Consider the following 17280-nt stretch of genomic DNA (forward strand, 5'->3'; position numbering starts at 1 on the left):
CATGCACTCCATCGCCTCCGTCAGGTCGTCGAGCGGCGCAGCCGACTATTTCGCGAACGACAACTACTACACGGCCGATGAACACGCGGAAGCCGGGGTCTGGGGCGGCGAGGGTGCGCGCGCACTGGGACTTGAGGGTCAGGTCGAACGCGATCAGTTCGAAGCGATCTTGAATGGGCGCTTGCCCGACGGGGAGATGGTGGGTCAGGTCGAGAGCCGGCGCCTGGGTCTCGACCTTACCTTCTCGATGCCGAAGTCCGCCTCAATCCTGGCGCTGGTGGGCGGCGACACGCGGATCCTCGATGCGCACCTCGCCGCCGTCAAATCGACCATGACGCAGCTCGTCGAAAAGCAATTTGCCGAGAGCCGCAATTACGATCGCTCGCGCAGCGGCGAGCCGCAAAAGACCGGCATTCTCCTCTATGCGCTGTTCGCCCACGACACGAGCCGCGCGCTCGATCCGCAGGGCCACATCCACGCCGTCGTCGCCAACCTCACCCGCGATCCCAAGGGCACCTGGAAGGCGCTGTGGAACGGCGAGATCTGGAAAAACAACACGACGATCGGCCAGTTCTACCATGCCGCCTTCCGCGCCCAGTTGCAGAAGCTCGGCTACGAAACCGAGGCGGCGGGCAAGCATGGCTCGTTCGAGATCAAGGGTGTGCCGAGCGAGGTCATCAAGGAGTTCAGCCAGCGCCGCGAGGACATCCTGACCAAGGTCGAGGAACTCGGCATTGCATCGCCGCAGGGGCAGGACCGGGTGACGGTCAACACCCGCGATCCCAAACTGACGGTCGAGGACCGCGCGGCACTCGTCCAGACTTGGCAGGATCGCTCTGCGGTACTGGGGTTCGATGGCAAGGCGCTCATCGCCGAGGCCAGAGCGCGTTCCGAGGTGCAGGCGCGCCCGACCTTCCGCGAAACGGCAACCGCAGCGCTCGGTGAAGTCTCGACTTGGATCGGCGCTGCGCTGCGCACGCCAAGCCCGCTGGCGGTGAGCGGCGCGGCCGCTCTGTTCCTTCCCGCGGGAACGATCAAGGCGCAGCACGCGGCGGCGTCGGCCATCCGCCACTTGTCCGAGCGCGAGGCGGCGTTCTCGCCGCAGGCGATCCTCAGTGCTGCTTTGGGTTTCCAGATCAAGGGTCTCGAAGGCGGTGCCGTCGTGGAGCGGATCGGCGAGCTCATCCGCGATGGCCACCTGATCCCGGGCAAGACTGACCGGCTCGATGGCCACTTCGATCTGGTGACGACCCCGGCGGCGCTCGCCATGGAACAACAGATTCTGGACCGGATCGATGCCGGGGCCGGAAAGGGCCGCGCGTTCATGCCGCCCGAGCAGGCCATGGCGCGACTGCAGGACGCGGCGCGTGAACTCGGTCAGGCGCGTGCCGGGGTCGATACCTGGCAGCTCAACGAAGGCCAATTGGCCGCAGGCGTCGCGATCCTCTCGGGCGCCGATCGCTTTCTCAATGTCCAGGGCGTCGCGGGTGCGGGCAAATCGACGCTGCTCGGCGCGCTGGGCAAGGTCCTGGGTGATGAAGGCGTCAAGCTCGTCGGGCTTGCCTTCCAGAACAAGATGGTTGCCGACCTGCGCGGCGGGGGCGGCCAGGGCATGTCGGCCGAGCAGATGCGCGAGGCAGGGATCGAGGCCTACACGATCGCCAAGTTCCTCAGCACCTATGGCGGGGGTGCGGCTGCGGGATCGGGCGAGCGCTTCGAGGCCGCCAGGGCGGCGCTCGCCAACACTGTCATCATCACCGACGAAAGCTCGATGGTCTCCTCGCGCGACATGCTGCGGCTGACCGCGCTCGCCGAGCAGCTCGATCTCGCCAAGGCGCCGTTCATGGGAGACCGCCAGCAATTGTCGGCGATCGAACAGGGCAAGATGTTTGCCGTCAGCCAGGCCGCGGGGCAAGCAACCGTGCGGATGGACGAGAACATCCGCCAGAAGAGCTCGCCCCTGCTGCTGGCCGTCGCCGGGCTCTCGAACGAAGGCCATGCCAGCCTCGCGCTCGACCTACTTGCCGCCCACGGACGGGTGATCGAGGCCGGGCCCGACCACGTCGCCCGCGCCGCCGAGCTGTGGCTGTCGCTTAGTCCCGACAAGCGCGAGGCGACCGCGATCTTCACGGCCGGGCGCGATGACCGCGCCGAGATCAATGCCCGGGTTCAGGCGGGGCTGCTCAAGGAGGGCGCACTTACCGGGCCGGGTCTCACGCTCACCACCCTGCAGAGCGCCAACACCACGCGCGAGGAGCTGCGCTTTGCCTCGACCTACCGGTTGGGCCAGGTGTTCGACGCGCGGATGGACGTGCGCGAACTGGGGCTGAAGCGCGGGGAGTACGAGGTCCGCGAGATCCGCAAGGATGGCAAAGTCGTGCTCGAGGCCGGGGGGCGGCGCAAGGTCATAGACCCTGACCGGTTAGACCCCGATCATCGCTTCGACCGGATCGGGCTCTACGAGCAGAAGCAGCTGAAGGTCCATGACGGCGAGACCGTGTTCTGGCGCGACAAGGATGGGTCCCGCGATATCGCCAAGTCGACCTACGCGACAGTGCTCGAGGCCCGGCCCGAAGCCGTGCGGGTCGAGCTTGCCGACAAGCGGCAACTGGTGCTCGCGCCGGGCGATCCGATGCTGCGCCGGCTCGACCTCGGCTATGCGCTCAATGCCCATATGGCGCAGGGCATGACGAAACCGGAGGCGATCGAGGTTATTTCCTCGTCGCAGCGCAATTTGGCGACCCAGCGCACGCAGAATGTGCTCAACACCCGCGCGACCGACGACATGATGGTCGTCACCAACAATCTCGAGGGCCTCAAACAGCAGCTCGACCGGACGCCGGGGAACAAGACATCGGCGCTCGAGGTGACCGGCAAGGTCCAGGTCGAACCCCGGCACCACAATCCGGTCGATGCGCGCCAGGTACCGGAACTCAAGATGAGCCCCGAGCTCAAGGCGAAGCTCGACGCGGTATTGGGGCCGGCACCCGAAGCTCCGGTGAGGCAACTCCCCGTGCCCGAAAAGTCGCTGGGTCTCGACCTGTGAGGTCCCTGCCCGCCCTCGCCCCCGCTGCCGCCGCCCGGGTGTTCGACCGCGCATATTCCACGCTCGTCTGGTTGACCGTCCTCGCCTTTGTTCTGCCCGAGCCTGCGGCGCGAGGCCTGGCCATCCTGGCGATGGTCGCCGTCGCCCTTGCCGCGGCGGCCGTCGCGTTCCTCGCGCCGACCGCACCCCCATCCGAACCCCAGTCCGAAACGATGGAGAGCGATCATGGCCTATGAACACGAGGAAGTCGGCGACTTTCCCAGCGAGCGCGACGCCCAGGACTGGGCGGAACGCAACAACATCGATCCCCAGGATCTCCACTTCCGCGCCCGCGGAAGGCGGGGCGTCACCCTGAGCGTGCGCCGGTCAGCGCTCGGGGACTCGTCGCGCGGCGACCTCTCATACGGCCGCCGGACCGGCTTTTTCTGAACAAGGAGACTACGCATGAAACGATATGCCTATCTGCTCGCCCCGCTGTTTGCGGCGGCCGCCACCCCTGCCCTCGCCGCCGAACCCGCTCCCGGAGCGCCCGCGGCGGCAACCTTGATCCAGAGCCAGGTCGAGAGCCGGGCCACCCCTGAACTGACCAGAGCAACCTTCGCCCGCCTGCGCGAAGCGCTCGAGGCGCGCAAGCAAGCGCTCAAAGATGCGGCCGCTCGTGCCCAGCACGACGCCAATGGCCTCTGTTCGGACTGCCCGGAGAAGACGGCGCCCACCCATCGTCATTCCGCCAGCGAAGAGCGCCAGGTCGACTGCATTCACTGCGTCGAGCAGGCCATCTACGCCTGACCGGAACGTCGGCGCGGTCCGGGCCACCTCCCACCGGACCGCGTCGGCCTGACAAGTTTTCTGCAATTGTGAATGAGACGATCCGCGGTGCTATCGCAGTTGCGGCATCAGCCTTTAAGGGCGCCTACCTAACTCGCTCCAAAATAGAGATATCTCGGCAGATTTAACTTCCCGCAATATTGACAGAATGTCTTTATTCAACAATCGTTTGCTCTCTTGGCTTCGGGGGCGGCTTTGATGCGTATGCAGCGACTTCTGATCGATCGGAGTACGCTCGACTTGATCGTCTCCGACGGCAACGATTTTCTGGGTGTTCTGAATGCCGCTGGGCTGCTTCAGGCCGCCAATCTAATGATGACGGTGCTTCAGCAACTCGAAGCAGACCGCTCGCGATTGTTTGCAGACGACCCTCCTGCCGCGCTGAAAACCTAACCCTGTCCCAAGCTCCGCGCGGGAACGCCGAACGGGACAAGCCGGCCGTCCGCGCCGACCTCGCGCGTTCCTTGCCCGTAGAAGCGCCCGTCTATTTCCAGAGTTGGCGCCAGGCGGACGATGGCGGCTACTTCGCCCTCATGCGATCCCATCGCTGCGATCGCGGCCAGCACCGCCTCGCGCGCCGAGTAGATGTCTTCGCGCATCAACAGGCGCGCCATCGAGGCCGAACGCTCGGCGATGGCGGCCGCGATCTTCTGGTGCATCCGGAACGACTGCTCGGCATCCTCGGCGCGCTGCGACCAGGCGATCCGGCGGTGAAGCGCGTTAGGCAGCGCCATCCGTGCCATCTCCGCGACCTGCGGGATGCGCGACATGCGCATGACCTCGATATGGAAGCGCAGGTTCTCGTGAATGACGCGCTCGAGGTCTTCGGGGCTGTCGGGCGCTGCCTCGCAAGCCTCGGCAGCGAGCGCCCCCAACAGCGAGATCTCGGCCGCGCTGGCGCGCGTCGCCGCCCGGGAAGCGGCAAGCCCCTCAAGGTTGGCGCGCATCTCGAAAAGATCCTCGACCTCTTCGGCTGCCCATGCGCGCACCACGAACTCGCTGCGGGACAGGCGCATCAGGTAGCCTTCGAAGGCCAGTGCGTTGAGGACTTCGGCGACCCCAGCAGGACGGCATTCGTAAAGTTCGCCCAGTTCGCCCTTGGGAATGGTCTGGCCCGGCAGATAGCGCGCCGAGAGCACCCCGAACCTGATTTCGAGGAACATGAGTTCGGCAAGAGAATGCGCCTTGGCCAAGTGACGAGCCCCCATGGGCGAGTTCTTGCCCGCCGCATAATTTGCCCTTCCATAGCACAGGACCGATTTGATTTCCGAATCCTGCCGCTTCCGATTATCCCGTTTTTGCGATGAGGGAGTAGTTCGAAGCCTTGGGAACCCAGACGAAACTGGACGGTGTACTAACAATTGCGTGTCCGGCGCAGAACCTCTTTGCTGTGCTTCGCGAGCCCCACAAACGTCGCCGTTTCGATAGTCCATCGGATATCCCGGGGCTCAGCACCCTGACGCCTGACAGCGCCGAGCATTTTGCGCGGGAACTCGTCGACCTCGCCCTCCTTACCCGCGATCACGGCCGCTACTCGATCAACGACTGGACGATCGAGCGGATCGTCGAGCACCTCGATCTTGCCGGTGCGATCCAGGCCATGGCCGCTGCGCAGGTTGCAGGTAATGCAGGCCGCGCAGACTTCACCCATCTCGAGCGGCTGAACAGCGTGCTGCGCGGCATGGATGACCGCGACCCGGGTAACCTCCTCGCCGGAGCCTACATCGACTACCAGTGGCACCTTGAACTGGTGCGGATCAGCGGCAATCGGGCAGCACTGGCCGCCTATTCCAAGGCGATCCCGCCTGCGGTGTGGATCGCAGGGGCGAACTATTTCCAGCTTGAGGAAGCGCGCAGCTCACTGACCGAGCACGAGCGCCTCGTTGCCTACATGAAGGCCGGCGACACGCTGCGGGCACGCGACGCGGTGGCGTTCCATTTCGAGGAAGCTGCATCCCAGATCCGGCGAGCCGGGGAAGCGCGGATCGAGAGCTATCCCGCCGGCGCTTCCTGACCTCCAGCGCTTGACGCGCTGTGAAAGAAGAGAGGGTGCAGTCGTGGTGCGGGGGCTCCAATTGTTCCTGGCACATGATTGAAAAGACAGTCCGTTCGGGGTAATCATGGTCAGGGCGAGGAGACCCTCGATGGACCATGATCGCTACGGACTCGATGGAATGCCGATCTCGTGTCGCGGCGCAGACTGCGATCCTGTCACGGGTATTCAACTTCCCCGCTACGTTAAGGCGGATGCGAGAGGTATCCCGCATTTGCGACCGTTCCTCGCCATCATGATGACCCTGTTCGTGGCCATCTTCATTTGGCAGTCCAACATTTTCGGGTGAACCTCTAGCTCCGGCGCTTCGCAACATGGAGGTGATCCCTGGCAGGATCGTCCGGGAACCGCTCGAAGTCGACGGCATAGGCGCTTCCGAGACGACTCTGGACCTTGGCTGCCCATTGCTCACCCTGCTCGTTCGAGATGTTGTTCCCGCGAAAATCGAGCGCGCGATCGTCGTAGTGGGCCGACCCGGTCTTGTGCTGGGTGCTGTCATTGCCCGAGGTCACCACTGGGGTGGGCAGGCCAAGGGAGCGCGCTTCTTCAGCGACTACCCCCATCGCCGGCACCAGCGCGCCGTCCATGTGACCGAGACGCGCGCCGGGTTTGACCTTGATGCCAAGATCCTTGGCGAGGGTTGCCCCGTCGACCGGTCCATCAGGAACTGCCATGAGTGTTCCCCCTTCGAGCGGTGACGGCACAAGCGCAGTGGCAACCGTCCCTGACGGCAGGTGCGGCGTGCCCGGCATGCCGAGGTCGCCGTTAGAGCCCAGTGCCCCTGTCCCGGCAATCCCAGCGACATCGCTGAGTTCGTTGATCCGGTGTGCCCGAAGATCGCCCATCAGGTCGTCCATGATATAGGCGATGGCCTGGTCGCGGCGCGAGACGTCGCGGTATTCGAGCCGCGGGTTGGACAGGTCCGGCAAGTGCCATTCAGGATGCTCGCGTTGCAGCGTCTCGTAGCGATCCTGGATGAGGTTCGACATGTCGCTCGAGATCTGGAAGCCATGGCTTTCGGCATAACTTGCCTCCGACATCATCCGGCTGCCGATCTCGCGGTAGCGTGCGGCGGCAGCCCGTCGTTCTTCGGCTTCCGAGGTGCGCCAGTCGGTTCCATCGGTGCTGGTCCGCGAGCGAGAATGGTCGGCGTAGTCCGAGCTCTGGTTGTAGGTGCCCGACGACTGAAGATCGCCGCTCGAGCCGCTGACAACCACGCGGTTGCTGGTCTCGTCCGACTTGTCGGTCCCACGGGTGGTCTGGTTCGTTGCCGACCGCTCCGATCCAGCACGAGCGTCGTCTCCCCACTCCTTGCGTCCGTAAAGGGAGCCTTGGAGAGTGGCCGATGCTCCACTTCCTGCGATATCCTTCCCAGGTGTTCCGATTGTGCCGGATCCTGTCAGGCTGGCGGAAGATCCGAATGTGCGGCTTGCAAAGTCGCCGGAGCTTCTGCTGTTCCCCTCCCGCAAAATTAGGTCGTTATTGGTGACCTCGCGGGTCGAACTGCCCGAGGCACCTTCGACCACCACGTTGCCCCCGACATTGTGCGTGTCCGAGGCCCGCGAGCCGTTCTCGCGGCGCGAGCCCGATACGTCGCTGGTCGCGGTGACAGCGCTGCCGAACCTGCCCTTCGAACTGGTCCAGCTCGTCGAGGTGCCGTTCTCGATCTTGTCGGCCTCGTTCATGTACCACTGGCCCTGCGAGCGCAGGTCCGAGGCGTACCCGCGCGTCATGGTCGGTTTGAACGGCAGCTGCGAGATCGCGGCATTGGTGTCGATCACGCTGTGGCCCGATCCATATTCGTTGAACATGCGGCCATCGGCTTCGCGGAATCCCGAGTGTGCGCTGCCTGCAAGCAGGTTCGGCGCCGTGTTCCACTGCGACATCTGCCGGTTGTCGGCATTGAGATTGCCGTAGCTGACATCGCCATAGGCATAGTTGCCGGTGGTCCGTTCGAGCGCGGCCGCGTCAGAGCCCGCCTGGACCGGGGCGAGCATCGAGCCGAGGTTGTTCGCAACCGACATGGTGCCGCGCATCACCATCAGCGCCAGCACCGGCACCGACATCATCAGGAACCCCGCCATGGTGGCGATGTCCTGATTGACCGCATCGATCCCCGCCCAGTTTGCGAGGTTCACACTGCCGGCAGCAACCGCGTTGGTCTGGCTGGCAAGCCGGTCCATGATGAACGAGTGGATGAGGACGTAGATCGGTCCCCAGGCCGAGAGGTAGAAGAAGCCCGAGAAATAGCCCTTGAGCGTTGCGATCCCGGTACGCGGGAAGAGCAGCAGCGGAAAGACGATGGGGAACAGCGCGTAGAACACCACCGTCAGCACCACGCCGAGCACCGGGATCCAGATCAGGCCCTGCTCGGCCGCGGTCGTCATCGCATTGCGGGTTTGGGTGTCCGCGCGCTGCAGCGCGAAGGAATCCGCGTCGGCATTACCGAAGTCGAGCTGGGCCGCCTCGAAGGCATCGACCATGCTCTTCTGCTTGAAGAACTGGTTCCGGGTCATCGCCGTCCCGGTCAGGAGCTGCGAGACCACGGGCACGTCGGCGGCGAGCTTGGCCCCGGCGGCGGCCTCGGTAAGCTTGGGATACATGGTGTGGGCAAAGGGCAGCGCGTAGGCGCCCAATTGCGCGTCCCACTGATTGTTGATCAGCGTCCAGGCCTCGGCACAGGTCTTGCCTTCGATGTCGACGGTGCCAGCGCCGGTGTCGGTGAGGTACTTCATCCCCCGGTTGGTCGCGGCATTGACCCCGAGCTCGGCCCAGAGGTCCGGCGCTTCGCTGAGCAGCTTCAAGCTCTTGGTGCCGAGCAGGATGTCATAATAGGCGCATTGCTTGAGATAGCCGTCGACATTCGCCTTGAACACCGGATCGCGGATCTCGAAGCCGCGAATCTTGTCCCACATCCGCGCGCCGTAGACGAACCCGCCATTCGAGTAATTGAGCGCTGCGGGCATGACGAAGACGGTCTCGGCGGTGCGGGTCAGGTAGTCACTGACCTGGCTGGTGAACGAGGCCATCGCGGCAAGGCCGATCGGTACGTTGTCAATCGTCGCGGGGGCGAGATCCGGATTGACGCGGTCGGTGACCTTCACGGTCACGGTCGGGACCATCAGCACGAGATAGATCAGCGTCGACTGGATGAACCACCGGAACCAGGCCCGCCAGTCGAGGTCCATGGCGGTGACGAGCAGCGCGTAGATCAGCCCCATCACCATGACGACGCGGATCAGCGCCTTGAACCCGCCCGAACCGGTCCAGGCGGCGATCGCATTGAAGGTGTTGACGAGGTAGTCGCCGCCCCCAACCGTGAAGACCTCGAGCATGAGAGATGCCTTCCTTCTTCGCGGGCCTACTGGACCTGTTGATTGAGGGTGCGCGAGAAGCGCAGCGCCGCCGACATTTGCGGGGAGAGCTGCGTGCGCAGGGTCTTCTCCAGCATCTGCGTGCGCTGGATCAGCGCGAAGGTCTGGTCGAAGCGCTGCGAGGTATGCGCCGCGAGTCCCAAGAAGTTGCGCCGGGTCTCGTACAGACCTTCACGCCATTCTCGTAAGCTATCCGCGTCCGCTCCGTTGAAGTCCGAGCGCGCGTTCACGGCCATGTCGATGAAGCGCATGGTCATGGTGGTGACGAGATCGACCGCGACGATTTCGGAGAGGTCGTTGATCTCCTGCGCGGAGATGCCGAACTCGGCCGCGGCGCTTACCGTGATGATCTTGTAGACCGGCACGCTCGCCATACCGAGCAACTGGACCTCGGCCGGGGTCAGCGAAGCGCCGGGATCGCGCACCTTCAAGGCCATGCTTTCGATCAGGGTGCGTACCCGCGCCTTGATCGCCGCGTTGGGACCGATCACCATGTCGGTCTCGGCGGGCGCCATGCACTTGGTGGTGTCTCCGCCGCAGCTCCAGTACTTGTGCGGGGCCTGCGAAGTGCCATCGAGCATGGCGCTGATCAGCGCCGGATCGGCCGGACCGATGAACTGCACCCGCGGCTTTCCGCCCGAGCCTTGCGGATCGTAGATCACCGTGCCGACGAGCGTCATCAGGAACTCGCGGAACTGGGTGTCGAACCCGCCATACTTCTTGCCGAGAGCCTCCCAGGTGTAATTGTTGGGCATCCCGGCCTGTTCCTTCATGTCCGGGTCGGAATTGGCAGCTTTGAGCGCCTCGCGCTGGCCGCCGTTGTTGCATTGCTGGCGCGCACGGGCCCAGTCGGCGACCGCACCCTGGCTGTTGGCGATCGCCTCGCAGATCACCGACGAGGCGGTGTCGGTCTTGGGCCACAGCCCGCCGACCAGCGCCTGCGCCGTCTCGCACGACGAGATGTTCATCTGGTTCATCTGCTGAACTTTCTGGGCAAGCTCATCCATGACCTTGCCGATCTCGGGCGAGATCGTGTCGATCGCGAGTTTGAAGGCGAAGCCAAGCGCATTGTTGGCGGTCGCCTTGAGCATGGCGACGAGCTCGGCGGTGTTGATGAACGAGAACGAGCCGGCAAAGAGGTCGATGCCGCCGCAGCCAGCGCGGGCGTGGGGCAATTGGATATTGAAGGGTTGGATGTTTTTCTGCGGAAAGCGCGACCAGACAGCTCCGCCCGAGTAGTAGCCCGCCGACTGGCCCTGGTAGGCGCTGGGCCCCGTGACATTGGCCTGAGCACCCATGTCCGACATGAAGTTCTGCATCTCGCCCTCGACCCCGGCCATCGCGGGGGATGGGGAAGCCAGCAGGACGGCCGCGCCGAGCACGGTGCCAAGCGCACGGCGCGAGACCTGGTTGAGCCGCGGGCGCATCAGTAATCGCTCCCGGGCTGGACCTGTGTCAGCTGGAATACCCGGTCCATGATCTCGTCCTGGCTCAAGATGCCGTAGCCGATCGGCATCGGCTGCTTGGTGACGCTATCGAACAGAACCAGCGCCGGCACCTGCCGCTCGGTCCCTAGCCCAAGCTTCTCGTACTGGCCGCTGTCGACCATGTAGCCGGGGAAGGTCGCCGAGGGGCCGCCGTCCATCGAGACCGCGAGGACGGCAAGGCCGAACTTGTCGCTGACCGCTTTCAGGATCGGCGAGAAGATGTCGCAGGCGCCGCAACTCGACGAGAAGAAATAGAAAACCCCATAGCGCTGCGAAAGATTAGTCATGACCCGGTCGCGGTCGGTCTTGCGTTCATCGAGCCAGGCCCGCTTGCCGAGCGTCGAAACCGGCCGCTGGAGTGTGTAGTCGAGGCCCGGATCCTGCCACAGCGCGCGCTGCCACACGTCGGCAAACATCGAGGAGCGGTCGAGCTGTTCGCGCTGGAAGCGCACATAGGCGGTGACGTTCTCGGGACTGGGTTCGAGGATCGCGCGCGCCTTCAGTTCCTCCAGCTGGGTGCCGATCGCGGCAAGTCGCTCGCGCGCGGGAGGCTGCGCGGCCGTCGCAGCCTTGCGCGGCTCTTCCCTCGGCTTCTCGCAGTAGAACCACGTCCCGAGCTTGCGCTCCTTGCAATAAAGCGCGTCTTCCGACTGGCGGACTTCGACACCGTCCTCATTGGCAGCGTGCAGCGGGGCAGTGCCGGTAAGCGTCAGGCTGACGCCCAGGCACAGGGCGGTAATGCGGCGGTGGTTCATGATCCGCTCCTCTCCAAGACCTTGATCAATTTCATGAGCATCGCGAGTTCGCCCACCAGGTTGTCGACGCCGAACATTCGCGTGAGTGCGCGGTCGAAGTGGCTGAGCTCGCCATGCCCCCTGTCGAGCAGGCTCCAGCCTTCGGTGCCCAGCGCAGCCCAGCCCCGGTCAGCCAGGCTCTTGAGCGGCGCTTGCAGCGCGCTGACCCGGACCGACGATTCGAACCAGTGGGCCAGCTCTCCGGCCAGTTCGCCCGGCCCGAGCGGCGAGCAGCGCGAAAGCGCCTTGCCGAGGCAGAACTCGAGCAGCGAGATGTCGCGAAGCACCCCGAATGCGCCGCCAAAGTCGCCATAGGTGACGTTGCCCTCTCGCGGGCCCGATGGGAGGCACGCATTGTCACGGCTTGTGGGCGGCATAGTAGGCCTCGATCTTTGCCTGGATCTCGATGAGGGTGGCGGCCTCGTCGGGGAGCTTCGCCGCATCGACGAACTCCGCGTAGATCTCACGGAAGTCCATCACCGAGAGGTCGAGCTGCTGGAACTCGAAGATGGTGAAGCCATCGCAGAGGGGCTTTTTTGGCGTACCCCAGGTTTTTCCGATCTGCGGTCGCCCCTGCTCCTGAAGGATCCGGCTGATCTTCGATTGGAAGCAGCAATAGACGTCGCGCTTGGTGAGGCAGATGCCGAGGAAGCTCGACGAACAGTAGGTCCCGATCTTGTGGCAGAGCCCGGCATCGTCCTTCTGGTCGAGCAGGACTTCGGACGGGCTGCACAAGAGCGGGGTCAGGAGCGGCACGCCCTTGCCCGAGCAGCAATTGGCGAGGCCGAAGACCTTATGCGCGCAGCTTTCGGCGGTGCCCTTGAACAGGGTGAGCGTGCTTTCGTCGAATTCGGCATTGGCCTGGCCGAGCGCGTTCAGCGCCACGACCGCATCCTTGAATTCATCGGAGGCTTCGCGCACGATGGGCTCGCAGTCGCCGTTTACGCAGTAGACGTCGCCGCCGCAGATGTACTGTGCCGGCTGCGTCTCGCTCCCCGGGATCGGGCACTTGTAGACCCGTTCGGCAACCTTGCAGGAGCCATCGGTGCTTGGCGGATCGTCGAGACAGGTCTCGTGGTCGAATGTGCAGCCGGGGGTCGCATCGAGCTTGCCGCAGTCGTTGCCGCCGCCAATCACGGTTTGGCATTGATAGGTCTTTGTGCTCTCCCAGCACGGCCGGGTTACCGGCACGCCGTCGATCAGCCGGGTTTCGCCCGGCGCGGTGCAGGTCTCGCTGGCGAGCGTGCAGGTGCCAAGATCGAGAGAACAGGCATTGTCGGTCCAGGTTTCGGTGAACCACATTGAGACCGAGCTTTCGGGCACAATCCCGGCGACATTGGCACTGCAGGCATAGACGTCTTCGGGAGCCGCCGGCTCGGTGCAGTACAGATAGCCCCCGCCGCCGAAGGGATCGCCGACAAAGTCCCAGGTCTTGCACAGCTGCCGCTCGGCCAGACCTGCGGCGCTGGCCGTCGTCCGGGTGCAGCTGGGCTCGGTTGCGAGTGAGCCGCATTGCTGGAGCCCCGTCACATATTGCAGCGGGAAGCCGGTCACCGGATCGAAGGTCAGCGCGTCAGTGATCCCTTCGTTGTTGCAGCGGTAGACGTTGCTGACGACCTGGAAGGCATTGGCCGGTGGCGGCTTGGCCACCGTGCCCATGAGATAGACGTTGGGATCGGTGACAGCCGCGTCGCAGTCGTAATAGTCGACGGTGAGATTGTACTGCGGCACCGGGTAAGTCCCGGTCTTGCGGCAGAGGCTGCTCCCCTCGAGCGCGGCGCAGCCCGAAAAGCCAGGGGCGATGACGCAGAGGTACTGGTAGAGCGTCTCGTTCCACGCCGAGACCGAGAGACTGCGGGTGCAGGTCTTGGGCTGTTCGACGACGGTTGAACCGACGTTGCAGGTCCACTCGGCCATGTTCGTTCCGCCGGAACCAGGGGGCAGCGGCACGCAGTTTCCGGTCGAGCCGTCGGCGCTCATGCCAGTCAAGTACGCGTTGGGGTCCTCGGTCACTGTGTTGGCGCGCGCGAGGTCGCTGCGCTTCACATCGACGGTCGGCCGCGTCGTGGAATTGGCGGTGCGGTAGGCATCGTTGTTGTAGCCTGCCGCCGCCCCATCGGCATACATGTTGCCGGGGTTGTCATAATACTGGGTGAGCCCGGGATAGTTGGCCTGGTAGCCCGGAATCTGCCCGGCCGCGCCCGGGGCATCGGTGATCCCCTGGTTGGCGCCGCGAACGCTCGATCCGAGCTCTCGCGCCTGCGCCTTCGCCTCGTCCCAGGTCATGGTGGCCGGCGCGGAAGGTGGCGGCGGGGCTGGAGAAGGCACGCCGGGGTCGGTCGCGGGCGGCAATGCAGGCTGCGGCTCGATGAGGTCGTCGGGCGGCGGAATGTACACCTGCGCGCTCGCTGAGCCCGGCGCGAGCAGCGCCAGAGCCAGGAAGGCTGCTGTTCGCCGTTGGTTGGTGAAGCGGCGGCCACCCATCTCACTGGCCCTTGGCCAGTTGGGCGAGCGCGACGCGCGCAACGCCGGACCCGGGACCGCGCCCGCCGGCGAAGGTCTCGAGGGCGTACTCGACCGTGACATTGCCGGTGATGCGGTCGTGATCGGGGGTCGCGCTGGTGCAGTCGAGCCCGTCGCAGAGCTCGTATTCGCGGCCCGCGGCAACGAAGGTCGGGGCGGCGCTGACCTTGAAGGCGCGGAACAGGCGCGGGTCGATGGCGATGTGAGCTTCCTCGCCCTCGTTGGTCACCACCCGCTTGAGCCCATCAGCAAAGGCCTTGGTGCTCCCGTCCGGAAAGCCGCGGAACACCACGACCCCGCCGGCCCTCGTGGTCTCGGCGATCAGGCGGGTAAGCGATGCTTCGGGCATCGACAGGCTGGCAAAGACGATGAACATCGGCCCTTCGCCCATCGGGGTTTTGCTATTGGCGGCCGCCCCGCTCAGGAGTTCGTCGAAATCGACCGCGCCGCCCGGCCCCTTGGGAAGATCGGCCGGATCGATGCGGCCGACCGCGGCAAGGCCTTCCTCGCGTAGCTGCTCGGCTTCGCCGCGGTGCGCCTCGCCCTTGCCGGCGACGGCATCGACCAGGGTCTGGGCATCGCTCGTCGCTTCGGTGCCGCGCGCTTTCACGGCTTTCAGGTCGAGGCCGTCGATGGTTTGGGCAAGCGCGGCCGAGACCGCGGTCAGGGCGAGGAAACCGGCAAGTCCGAAGAGGCGGGATTTGGGCGGGAGCCGCGCGAAGGTCATGGGCGTTCTCACAGCATGCAGCAGTTGCGCTTGCGCCAGACGAGGTAGCCAAAGTCCTCGCCCTTGACGGGGTAGCCTTTGCCGGTCTGGGGAATGATGGTGGCAGCGCCCACCGGCGCGCAGGCGTAGCGGCCCTTCACCATCGAGATCGGATTGGTCATCTGCAGCCGGTATTGCTGCTTGCGCATCACCGGCATCAGGTACTTGTGGCACAGCGCCTTGGATCCCATCGTGCCCCAGGCCAGCGCCTCGCGGTGCATCTTGTAGAGCATGCGCTCGGCGACGAGCCGCGAGGCCTGGATCGGGGTGACGTGGGCCGAGACGTGGCCGTTCAAGGGATACATTCCGCCGTTGCAGCCTGCGCACCAGAACATCTGGTCGATAGGCAGCTTCGCGGTCGCCGCGACGCAGTCAGCCGCGCAGGCCGCGGTGGCGATTCCGTTGGCAAAGAGCGCGACCTCGGGGTTGATGATCGAGGTCAGCGCGGAATCCTGCCACAGCGGATCGATCTCGGTCACATAGGCGACGTCGAAGGTGGTCTGCTCGAAGCAGAGGAAATCGGTCAGGATCTCCATCCAGTAGAGCAGAGGATAGACGTAGTAGTGCGACTGCCACTGCGACGAATTCTGGGTCTTGCCGCCGATCTGGCTGCGCCCCTGGACGTGGCCGTGCCCGATGTCGAACCCGGGGTTGAGCCGGATTCCGCCGAGGTTGGGAAAGCACCACGCCTTGTTGGTGACATCGACGAGGCGCACCGGCTCCCAGAAGCCCACCGAGATGCCGATGCGCGGGATCGGCGAGCCGCAGGCGCACAAGGGAAACGACGGGTTCTTCGGATCGGGGCGCGAGCCCTTCCAGATCGAGAGCCCGCCGATCGAGAGCGGGAACAGACACGACCAGCACACATCGGTGATCGGATTGATGAACTTGCCGTGGCAGGTGACGGTGTCGGCCCGGGCCGGACTGGTTCCGGCAAAGGCAAGCGCGAGCGCGCCGAGCAGCGCCATGAATCTCGCGGGTACGCGCATCATGGCCGCGCCTCCCGCCCAAAGGCATCGTCCGCGCGTGCCTTGGCGCGGGAATAGACGAGACCGTGGAGCATCGCCGCAGCCAAGAGCAGCAGTGCGGGAAGCCCAGCCCACGGCCCCAGCATTACCTTCAGCAGCGGGAGCAGCAGCACGGCAAGCGCGAGCGACCAGCACAGCGCCATCCAGAGCCTGCGCATGCACCGCAACGTTCGCGTCTCTGGGGCCGCCATCGGGGTCTTGAGGAAGGTGATGAGCGGGTGGGTCATGATGTCTTGCCGCTTGGCGTCGCCGGTTGGTGCGGCAACGGTACCTCGCTGATCTTGAGGCTCGAGCCGGCTGCGCTCACCACCGCAGGGGTGTGGCGGATCCCGAACTTGCTCGTCAGCATGCCGCCCTGGTCGAAGTAAAAGCGGCGCTGCCACGGCTTCATCGCATCGAAGGGCGAGCCGGAAACGAAGATGATCTTGGCCGCCGTGTCGCTCCAGGTCCGCAGCGCCCATTGCAGCTCAGCCGCATTGTCACCGTCGACGAACACCAGCGCCTGGCGCAGCTGGACCATGTCGAGCGGATTGACCCGGGTGCCGCGCGCGGCGATTAGATTGCCCTTGGCGTCGACGATATCGTCCTCGGTCACGATCGAGGGATCGAACAGCCACTCGCGCCTGGTAGTCGCCGGGGTCATGCCATCGACCCGCTTGGGCCGCCGCACGCTCGCCACGGCTTGCTCCTGCATCTCGCGCTGCAGCCGCTCGATCCCACCGTTTGCTTCCAGCGTCCTGAGCCTGGTCTCGATCGTCGTGAGCAGATCGGCCTCGATGATCGGGAAAGTCTGGCCCATTTGCCCATAGTCGGCGGCCCTCACCGCCGAGATCAGCGGCCAGCCTATCAGCAGCGCGGCACCGCCCGTGGCGGACAGAAGGGCCAACCGGCTCACAGCACCGCGTCCCCGGTGCCGATGATCCGCCCTGCACAAACGAAGCCGATGTCGGCGTAGCGGCTATCGAGCCCGTCCTTGTGCTCGGTCCCGACATAGTAGCAGTGCTCGGGGATGCGGCCCGTGGGGCCCGGCTCCAGCCTCTCGCCGCGCGAACTCACCGGCTTTAGCCGTGCGACCTCGGCGCCGTTGATCCGCACCACGTCGTTCTCGCGGGTGACCACGTCGCCCGGCATGCCGTAGACGCGCTTGGCAAAGGGCGGCGAGATCTTCCCGAAATGCACGGTGATGAGCGGGGTCTGCGGCGGGGCAAACACCACGAAATCCCCGCGCATGGGCGCGCGGTGCTTGTCGATCCAGAAGGCCCAATTGGGGAGCGATTGGGTGGTGTTGATGAGGATCGCGTGATCGTCGCGCCAGCTCGCCAGCGAGGAGCTGGCCGCCAGCGTCGCGGCAAGCGCGCCGATCACCAGCCAGCGCCGACCG

At 65.1% G+C, this 17280-nt stretch carries 18 protein-coding genes; 7 read left to right on the top strand and 11 right to left on the bottom strand.

What is annotated here, in order from left to right; genetic code table 11:
• The first annotated feature begins 1 nt into the window (after window position 1).
• From mobF to AC3WLM_RS21420, 5 genes are all read left to right on the top strand, one after another.
• Complete coding sequence (gene mobF, locus AC3WLM_RS21400) at window positions 2–3046, top strand: MobF family relaxase (protein ID WP_492478710.1); 3045 nt, start codon at window positions 2–4, stop codon at window positions 3044–3046.
• A complete protein-coding gene (locus AC3WLM_RS21405; RefSeq protein ID WP_492478711.1) occupies window positions 3043–3282 on the top strand; it encodes a hypothetical protein in 240 nt (79 codons plus the stop codon). Before mobF ends, AC3WLM_RS21405 begins: the two co-directional genes overlap by 4 nt.
• Entirely contained in the window at window positions 3272–3475 is a 204-nt protein-coding gene (locus tag AC3WLM_RS21410; protein ID WP_492478712.1) for a hypothetical protein, read from the top strand. Before AC3WLM_RS21405 ends, AC3WLM_RS21410 begins: the two co-directional genes overlap by 11 nt.
• A gap of 15 nt (window positions 3476–3490) precedes the next feature.
• Window positions 3491–3835 carry a hypothetical protein gene (locus AC3WLM_RS21415; protein ID WP_492478713.1) on the top strand — a complete coding sequence of 115 codons (345 nt, stop codon included), beginning with the start codon at window positions 3491–3493 and terminating at the stop codon, window positions 3833–3835.
• A 243-nt stretch (window positions 3836–4078) separates the two neighbouring features.
• Window positions 4079–4267, top strand: a complete 189-nt coding sequence (locus tag AC3WLM_RS21420) for a hypothetical protein (RefSeq protein WP_492478714.1) — start codon at window positions 4079–4081, stop codon at window positions 4265–4267.
• Here AC3WLM_RS21420 and AC3WLM_RS21425 read toward each other — a convergent pair.
• The gene (locus tag AC3WLM_RS21425; RefSeq protein WP_492478715.1) at window positions 4264–5082 is read right to left on the bottom strand and encodes a GntR family transcriptional regulator; all 819 of its coding nucleotides are present in this window, start codon (window positions 5080–5082) and stop codon (window positions 4264–4266) included. The genes AC3WLM_RS21420 and AC3WLM_RS21425 overlap by 4 nt on opposite strands.
• A gap of 182 nt (window positions 5083–5264) precedes the next feature.
• Here AC3WLM_RS21425 and AC3WLM_RS21430 point away from each other — a divergent pair, with 182 nt between their 5' ends.
• Both AC3WLM_RS21430 and AC3WLM_RS21435 read left to right on the top strand, forming a co-directional pair.
• The gene (locus AC3WLM_RS21430; protein ID WP_492478716.1) at window positions 5265–5888 is read left to right on the top strand and encodes an FCD domain-containing protein; all 624 of its coding nucleotides are present in this window, start codon (window positions 5265–5267) and stop codon (window positions 5886–5888) included.
• A 130-nt stretch (window positions 5889–6018) separates the two neighbouring features.
• Window positions 6019–6216, top strand: coding sequence for a hypothetical protein (locus AC3WLM_RS21435; protein ID WP_492478717.1), 198 nt, complete (start codon window positions 6019–6021; stop codon window positions 6214–6216).
• Window positions 6217–6220: 4 nt separating this feature from the next.
• Here the strand turns inward: AC3WLM_RS21435 and AC3WLM_RS21440 are convergent, their stop codons facing one another.
• The 10 genes from AC3WLM_RS21440 to AC3WLM_RS21485 are packed head-to-tail and all read right to left on the bottom strand — an operon-like array spanning window position 6221 to window position 17264.
• Window positions 6221–9262, bottom strand: a complete 3042-nt coding sequence (locus tag AC3WLM_RS21440; RefSeq protein ID WP_492478718.1) for a conjugal transfer protein TraG N-terminal domain-containing protein — start codon at window positions 9260–9262, stop codon at window positions 6221–6223.
• A 26-nt stretch (window positions 9263–9288) separates the two neighbouring features.
• Window positions 9289–10728 carry a conjugal transfer protein TraH gene (locus AC3WLM_RS21445; RefSeq protein ID WP_492478719.1) on the bottom strand — a complete coding sequence of 480 codons (1440 nt, stop codon included), beginning with the start codon at window positions 10726–10728 and terminating at the stop codon, window positions 9289–9291.
• A complete protein-coding gene (locus AC3WLM_RS21450) occupies window positions 10728–11543 on the bottom strand; it encodes a thioredoxin family protein (RefSeq protein ID WP_492478720.1) in 816 nt (271 codons plus the stop codon). Before AC3WLM_RS21450 ends, AC3WLM_RS21445 begins: the two co-directional genes overlap by 1 nt.
• Window positions 11540–11959, bottom strand: a complete 420-nt coding sequence (locus AC3WLM_RS21455) for a hypothetical protein (protein ID WP_492478721.1) — start codon at window positions 11957–11959, stop codon at window positions 11540–11542. Before AC3WLM_RS21455 ends, AC3WLM_RS21450 begins: the two co-directional genes overlap by 4 nt.
• Window positions 11940–14066, bottom strand: a complete 2127-nt coding sequence (gene traN / locus AC3WLM_RS21460; protein WP_492478722.1) for a conjugal transfer protein TraN — start codon at window positions 14064–14066, stop codon at window positions 11940–11942. Before traN ends, AC3WLM_RS21455 begins: the two co-directional genes overlap by 20 nt.
• Before the next feature lies 1 nt (window position 14067).
• A complete protein-coding gene (gene trbC / locus AC3WLM_RS21465) occupies window positions 14068–14832 on the bottom strand; it encodes a type-F conjugative transfer system pilin assembly protein TrbC (protein WP_492478723.1) in 765 nt (254 codons plus the stop codon).
• Between the two features lie 8 nt (window positions 14833–14840).
• Complete coding sequence (gene traU, locus AC3WLM_RS21470) at window positions 14841–15860, bottom strand: conjugal transfer pilus assembly protein TraU (protein ID WP_492478756.1); 1020 nt, start codon at window positions 15858–15860, stop codon at window positions 14841–14843.
• Window positions 15860–16126 carry a hypothetical protein gene (locus AC3WLM_RS21475; RefSeq protein WP_492478724.1) on the bottom strand — a complete coding sequence of 89 codons (267 nt, stop codon included), beginning with the start codon at window positions 16124–16126 and terminating at the stop codon, window positions 15860–15862. The genes traU and AC3WLM_RS21475 overlap by 1 nt, the downstream gene beginning before the upstream one ends.
• The gene (gene traW / locus AC3WLM_RS21480) at window positions 16123–16794 is read right to left on the bottom strand and encodes a type-F conjugative transfer system protein TraW (RefSeq protein ID WP_492478725.1); all 672 of its coding nucleotides are present in this window, start codon (window positions 16792–16794) and stop codon (window positions 16123–16125) included. Before traW ends, AC3WLM_RS21475 begins: the two co-directional genes overlap by 4 nt.
• Window positions 16791–17264 carry a S26 family signal peptidase gene (locus AC3WLM_RS21485; protein WP_492478757.1) on the bottom strand — a complete coding sequence of 158 codons (474 nt, stop codon included), beginning with the start codon at window positions 17262–17264 and terminating at the stop codon, window positions 16791–16793. Before AC3WLM_RS21485 ends, traW begins: the two co-directional genes overlap by 4 nt.
• Window positions 17265–17280 lie beyond the last annotated feature (16 nt).

It is taken from the genome of Novosphingobium sp. FW305-C-30-35 (genome assembly GCF_058783135.1).